Source organism: Pseudomonas sp. FeS53a, from assembly GCF_000931385.1.
GTDB lineage: Bacteria > Pseudomonadota > Gammaproteobacteria > Pseudomonadales > Pseudomonadaceae > Metapseudomonas > Metapseudomonas otitidis.
The window spans coordinates 13,022-18,981 of record NZ_JYFT01000002.1; the positions used below are offsets into that span (position 1 = coordinate 13,022).

At 66.9% G+C, this 5,960-nt stretch carries 3 protein-coding genes; 2 read left to right on the forward strand and 1 reads right to left on the reverse strand.

From position 1 onward, the window contains the following. Positions 1 to 18: 18 nt before the first annotated feature. Positions 19 to 1,668: a cyclic peptide export ABC transporter gene (locus SZ55_RS00065; RefSeq protein ID WP_044399374.1), complete on the forward strand. Its 1,650-nt coding sequence runs from the start codon at positions 19 to 21 to the stop codon at positions 1,666 to 1,668. Positions 1,669 to 1,782: 114 nt separating this feature from the next. After that, positions 1,783 to 4,209: a TonB-dependent siderophore receptor gene (locus tag SZ55_RS00070; RefSeq protein ID WP_044399947.1), complete on the forward strand. Its 2,427-nt coding sequence runs from the start codon at positions 1,783 to 1,785 to the stop codon at positions 4,207 to 4,209. Positions 4,210 to 4,950: 741 nt separating this feature from the next. Here SZ55_RS00070 and SZ55_RS00075 read toward each other — a convergent pair. Then, positions 4,951 to 5,901, reverse strand: a complete 951-nt coding sequence (locus tag SZ55_RS00075) for an alpha/beta hydrolase (RefSeq protein WP_044399377.1) — start codon at positions 5,899 to 5,901, stop codon at positions 4,951 to 4,953. Between the last annotated feature and the right edge of the window lie 59 nt (positions 5,902 to 5,960).

Sequence of the window (5,960 nt, forward strand, 5' to 3'; positions counted from 1 at the left end):
CCCCATCCGGACCTGCCCATGAACACACAAGCCCCCGGCGCCCTGCGTGAACTGCTCACCCTGATCCGGCCCTATCGCGGCCTGGTCGCCCTCTCCATCGCCCTCGGCATCCTCGGTGGCTTCAGCGTTACCGCGCTGCTGGCCACCATCAACGGCCTGCTGCACGCCGAAGGCAGCCTGACCAGCGGCACCCTGCTGACCTTCATCGGCCTCTGCGCCCTGGCGCTGGCCTGCTCCATCGGCTCCGACATGGGCACCAACTACGTGGGCCAGCACGTCATCGCCACCCTGCGCCAGGACCTGGGGCGCAAGGTGCTCTGCGCGCCCATCGAGCAGATCGAACGCTACCGCAGCCATCGCCTGATCCCGGTGCTGACCCACGACGTGGACACCGTCAGCGACCTGGCCTTCGCCTTCGCCCCCCTGGCCATCTCGCTGACGGTCACCACCGGCTGCCTGGGCTACCTCGCCTGGCTGTCCTGGCCGATGTTCCTGGTCACCGCCTTCGCCGTGCTGCTGGGCACCGCCATCCAGTACCTGGCGCGGCTGCGCGGCATCCACGGCTTCAACGCCGCGCGCGAAGCCGAGGACGAACTGCAGAAGCACTACAGCGGCATCGCCTCCGGCGCCAAGGAACTGCGCATCAGCCGCCCGCGCCGCCAGCGCATGTTCGGCGAGCGCATCCAGCGCACCGCCGACTACATCCGCGACACCCACGTGCGCTCCATCAACATCTTCGTGATCGCCAAGAGCCTCGGCTCGATGCTGTTCTTCGTGGTCATCGCGCTGCTGCTGGTGATCCAGCAGGCCTGGAACCTGGCGGACGCCGTGGCCACCAGCGGCTTCGTGCTGGTGCTGCTGTACATGAAGGGCCCGCTGGAGCACCTGGTCTCCACCCTGCCCATCGTCAGCCGCGCGCAGATCGCCTTCCGCCGCATCGGTGAGCTCTCCGCGCAGTTCTCCTCCCCCGAGCCCTACCTGCTGCTGGAGGCCCCCGACGTGCCGGACCGGCAGTTGCAGAGCCTGGAGCTCAAGGGCGTGCGCTTCGCCTTCCCACCGGTGGAGGGCGCCGCACCCTTCGCCCTGGGCCCCATCGACCTGCGCATCGAGCAGGGCGAGATCCTCTTCATCGTCGGCGAGAACGGCTGCGGCAAGACCACCCTGATCAAGCTGCTGCTGGGCCTCTACACCCCGGACCAGGGCGAGATCCTGCTGGATGGCCAGGCCGTCACCGCCCGCACCCGCGACGACTACCGCCAACTGTTCACCACGGTGTTCGCCGACTACTACCTGTTCGACGACCTGCTCCACGGCGGCGACGCCATCCCACCGGATGCGGACAAGTACCTGCAACGCCTGGAGATCGCCCACAAGGTGCAGATCCGCGACGGCGCCTTCACCACCACCGACCTCTCCACCGGCCAGCGCAAGCGCCTGGCGCTGGTCAACGCCTGGCTGGAGCGGCGCCCGGTGCTGGTGTTCGATGAATGGGCCGCCGACCAGGACCCGACCTTCCGCCGCATCTTCTATACCGAGCTGCTGCCCGAGCTGAAACGCCTGGGCAAGACCATCATCGTCATCAGCCACGACGACCGGTATTTCGAGCTGGCCGATCAGCTCATCCAGCTGCGTAATGGCACTGCCGTGAGCAGCCGCCAGCCGGCGTGAAAAAAAGTTTTCCGGTTTCCGGGCGGTCTTCCGTCCTACTAAATGCGAACACTACTCACTATTAAAAACTGGACCATCTCGATGACGAAGTCTCTTTCACCCCGTTTGAAGGTCATGCTTCATCGCTCACTGCGCCCCACCCTGCTCGCCAGCAGCATCGGCCTCGCGCTCAGCGCGCCCTACGCCAGCCTGGTGCAAGCCCAGGAGATCAACCTCGACATCCCCGCCCAATCCCTGTCGAGCGCGCTCCAGGAGCTCGGTCGTCAAGGCAACCTGCAGATCCTCTACAGCCCGAGCCTGGTCAACAACCAGCGCACCCAGGCCATCAAGGGCCGCTACGAGCCCGCGGTCGCACTGGACATGCTGCTGCGCGGCAAGGGCATCAGCTACCAGGTCAACGGCAACAGCGTCACCCTCAGCGCCGCTGACCAGAGCACCCTGGAGCTGGGCGCCACCTCCGTGGTCTCCACCGGCCTGGGGGCCACCACCGAGGGCACCGGCTCCTACACCACCGGCGCCACCGGCACGGCGACCAAGCTGCCGCTGTCCATCCGCGAAACCCCGCAATCGGTCAGCGTGATCACCAGCCAGCGCATCCGTGACCAGAAGATGAACAGCCTGGAAGACGTGCTGACCAACGCCCCCGGCGTGCTCTACAAAAAGAAGAGCAACGCCTCGGACGACGAAGTGGGCATCTTTTCCCGTGGCATGAAGATCGAGAACTTCCAGGTGGACGGCATCCCCACCGTCTTCGAACCGGCGATGAGCAGCCAGTCCAACGACATGGCCGTCTACGACCGGGTCGAGGTAGTGCGCGGCGCCACCGGCCTGCTGGGCGGCATCGGCCAGCCCTCGGCCACCATCAACATGGTGCGCAAGCGCCCCACCAGTGACTTCGCCGCCTCGATCCAGGGCAGCGCCGGCTCCTGGGACAACTACCGCACCGAAGTGGACGTCTCCGGCCCGATGAACGAGCAAGGCACCCTGCGCGGCCGCATGGTGACGGCGTACCAGACCGCCAACTCCTTCGTTGACCGCCTCAGCACCGAGCGCAAGGTGGCCTACGGCATCATCGAAGCCGACCTCAGCGACCGCGACACCATCAGCCTCGGCCTCGACTACCAGGAGCGCAATTGCGACGCCTGCGGCTACTTCGGCTTCCCGGCGTTCTACAGCAACGGCCAGCGCACCGACTTCAAGCGCTCGTTCAACTCCGCCGCCGACTGGAGCCACGCGGACCGCCAGCGCACCTCGATCTTCGGCACCTACGAGCATCGTTTCGACAACGACTGGCTGGCCAAGGTCGCCGTCACCAACGTGCGCGACCGCAACGACTCGGAGTACGGCTGGTTCAGCAGCAACGGCTACCCAGACCAGCAGACCGGCGCCGGCACCAGCCTGTTCTTCGCCAAATGGCCGAGCAAGCCCGAGCAGAACTCGGTGGACGCCTACGCCTCCGGCCCCTTCAGCCTGTTCGGCCGCGAGCACGAACTGGTGGTGGGCGCCAGCGCCATGCGCTACCGCAGCAACACCGGTGCCTACCCGCTGTGGGCCTTTCGTAACGGCGCCGGTGGCAGTTGGGACCCGGCCATCCCCAACGTCTACGACTGGCGTGGCGACATCACCAAGCCGCCGTTCAACCGCATCGGCGATCTGAAGTACAGCCAGCGCCAGTACGCGGCCTACACCACCGCCCGGTTCAAGCCCACCGACGACCTGTCGCTGATCCTCGGCACCCGCCTCAGCTACTTCAAGGTGGACCAGACCTCCGCCTACTACGGCTACGAGCCCACCCACATGAAGAAGCGCGAGACCGGCGAAGTCACCCCCTACGCCGGCATCGTCTACGACCTGGACGACACCTACTCGGTCTATGCCAGCTACACCAGCATCTACAAGCCGCAGTCGAACCGGACCGTCGAAGGCAACTTCATGGACCCCACCGAAGGCGACAGCTACGAAGTGGGCACCAAGGCCGAGTACTACGACGGCAAGCTGAACCTCACCGCCGCCCTGTTCGAGTCCAAGCTCAGCAACTACGCGGTCGGCACCGGCATGGAAGATGCCTTCGGCAACGAGCTGGTGAAACCCTCCAAGATCAAGGTCAAGGGCATCGAGCTGGAGGCCACGGGTGAACTCATGCCGGGCTGGCAAGTGCAGGCCGGCTACAGCCACGTGAACACCTACTACCCGCAAGGCGTCGACGTGAACGTGGGCTTCCCGCGCAACACCCTCAAGCTGTTCACCACCTACGACCTGACCGGCGACCTCAACCGCCTCACCGTCGGCGGCGGTGTGCGCTGGGAGAGCGCCACCAGCTACGAGAACAAGAACGTGATCCCAGGCACGGCGGTCAAGGCGACCCAGAGCAGCTATGCCCTCGTGGACCTGCTGGCGCGATACCGCTTCGACGAGCACTTCACCGGCAGCCTCAACGTCAACAACCTGTTCGACAAGAAGTACTACGCCAGCACCAGCGTCTACAGCGACCTGTACGGCGACCCCCGCAGCCTGACCGCCAGCCTGCGTTGGGAATACTGAGTTCCACCACCACCACAAGGCCGCCCTCAGGGGCGGCCTTTTTCGTTCAGCCAACAAGAGCATCGCGGACAAATCCGCTCCCACAGACCGGCGTGTCGTCGGTCAGGGCGTAGGGTAGAGGGCGCTTTTTCCATCCACCAATGGCGTGCTCCGTGACCCCGCATGGTGGGCCGATGAAGCGCGGCACACCCTACATCCTGGCAAGGATCACCCTTGCCGTTTGGCATGGAATCTCCCGCAGAGCGGCCCTCGCCGGCCCCCCCCGTAGCCCGGACTTCAGTCCGGGGAATGGCACGCGCTACCAGACCTACCACGGGTTCCCGGGCTGAAGCCCGGGCTACTCGTACAGTGGGCGTCCCTGATGCGTAGCCAATCGCGGACAAATCCGTTCCCGCAGACCGGTGTGTCGCCGGTCAGGGCGTAGGGTGGAGGGCGCTTTTTCCATCCACCAATGGCGTGCTCCGTGACCCCCGCATGGGGGACCGATGAAGCGCGGCCCTCCTACGTCCTGGCAAGGATCACCTTTGCCGTTTGGCATGGAATCTCCTGCAGAGCGGCCCCCACCGGCACACCACCCGTAGCCCGGACTTCAGTCCGGGGAATGGCACGCGCTACCAGACCTACCACGGGTTCCCGGGCTGAAGCCCGGGCTACCTGTACGACGGGCGTTAACGGGTCACCCTCGGAGCCCTTCACGAAAAAGCCCCGCCGAAGCGGGGCCTGTCTTCATCGACACGGCGCCTATGCGCGGAGCAACGTCCGCAACGCCACAGCGAGTCGGTCGTAGACCTGCAGCACATCCGGCACCACCAGGGCCATGCGCAGCAGGTCGTGGGTCAGGCCGGGCAGCTCCACCAGGTCCACCTCGACGCCCGCCTCGCGCAGGCGCCCGGCGTAGGCCCGGCCCTCGTCCAGCAACGGGTCGAGCCCGGCCAGCGCGATGATGGCGGGCGCCACGCCCGCGAGGTCGTCGGCCAGCAACGGAGAGAACCGCCAGTCGCAGCGGTCCTCCGGGGTTCGCGCGTAGTGATCGTAGAACCACTCCAGGGTCTCGCTTTCCAGCAGGTAGCCCTCGCCGAACAGGGTGCGCGACACGCTCTGCCGGCTGGCATCGGTGACCGGGTAGCAGAGCAGTTGGGCACGGGGCATGATCGCCGCCTGCTCGCCTTGCCGGGCCGCATGGATGGCCAGCACCGTGGCCAGGGTCGCGCCGGCGCTGTCGCCACCGAAGGCGACGCGCCCGGTGTCCAGCCCCAGCTGTGCGCCCTCCCCGGCCAGCCAGGCCAGGCAGTCCTCGCCATCCTCCAGGGCCACGGGGAAGCGGTGCTCCGGTGCCAGCCGGTAGCCCACCGCCAACACCGCGCAGGCGGAGCGCGCGCACAGCTCGCGGCACACGCCCTCGTGGCTGTCGAGGCTGCCGACGACGAAACCGCCGCCATGGAAATACACCAGCACCGGCAGGGCACCCTCCGCCCGGACCGGGCGATAGAGCCGCAGGGGAATGCGCTGGCCGTCGCGGGCCGGCGCCTCCAGCGCCTCGCAGGTCACCTCGCCGGCCACGGCCCAACGCAGCTGCTCGGTGGATTGCTGGAAGACCTGGCGCGCCCGGCTGGGTGCCAGGCGATGCAGCGGGTCGTTGGCGACATTGGCCTCGGCCAGGTCGAGAAAGGCTTCGAGTTCAGGGTGCAGCATGGTGATCCTCGATGGGGCGGCGGCCCCGGTGGCCGCCGCCGGTTGCATGACGAAATGGC

Bases quoted from the DNA above. Each gene is read 5' to 3' on its own strand.
- SZ55_RS00070 (WP_044399947.1), top strand. From the start codon at position 1,783: ATGCTTCATCGCTCACTGCGCCCCACCCTGCTCGCCAGCAGCATCGGC.
- SZ55_RS00065 (WP_044399374.1), top strand. From the start codon at position 19: ATGAACACACAAGCCCCCGGCGCCCTGCGTGAACTGCTCACCCTGATC.
- SZ55_RS00075 (WP_044399377.1), bottom strand. From the start codon at position 5,901: ATGCTGCACCCTGAACTCGAAGCCTTTCTCGACCTGGCCGAGGCCAAT.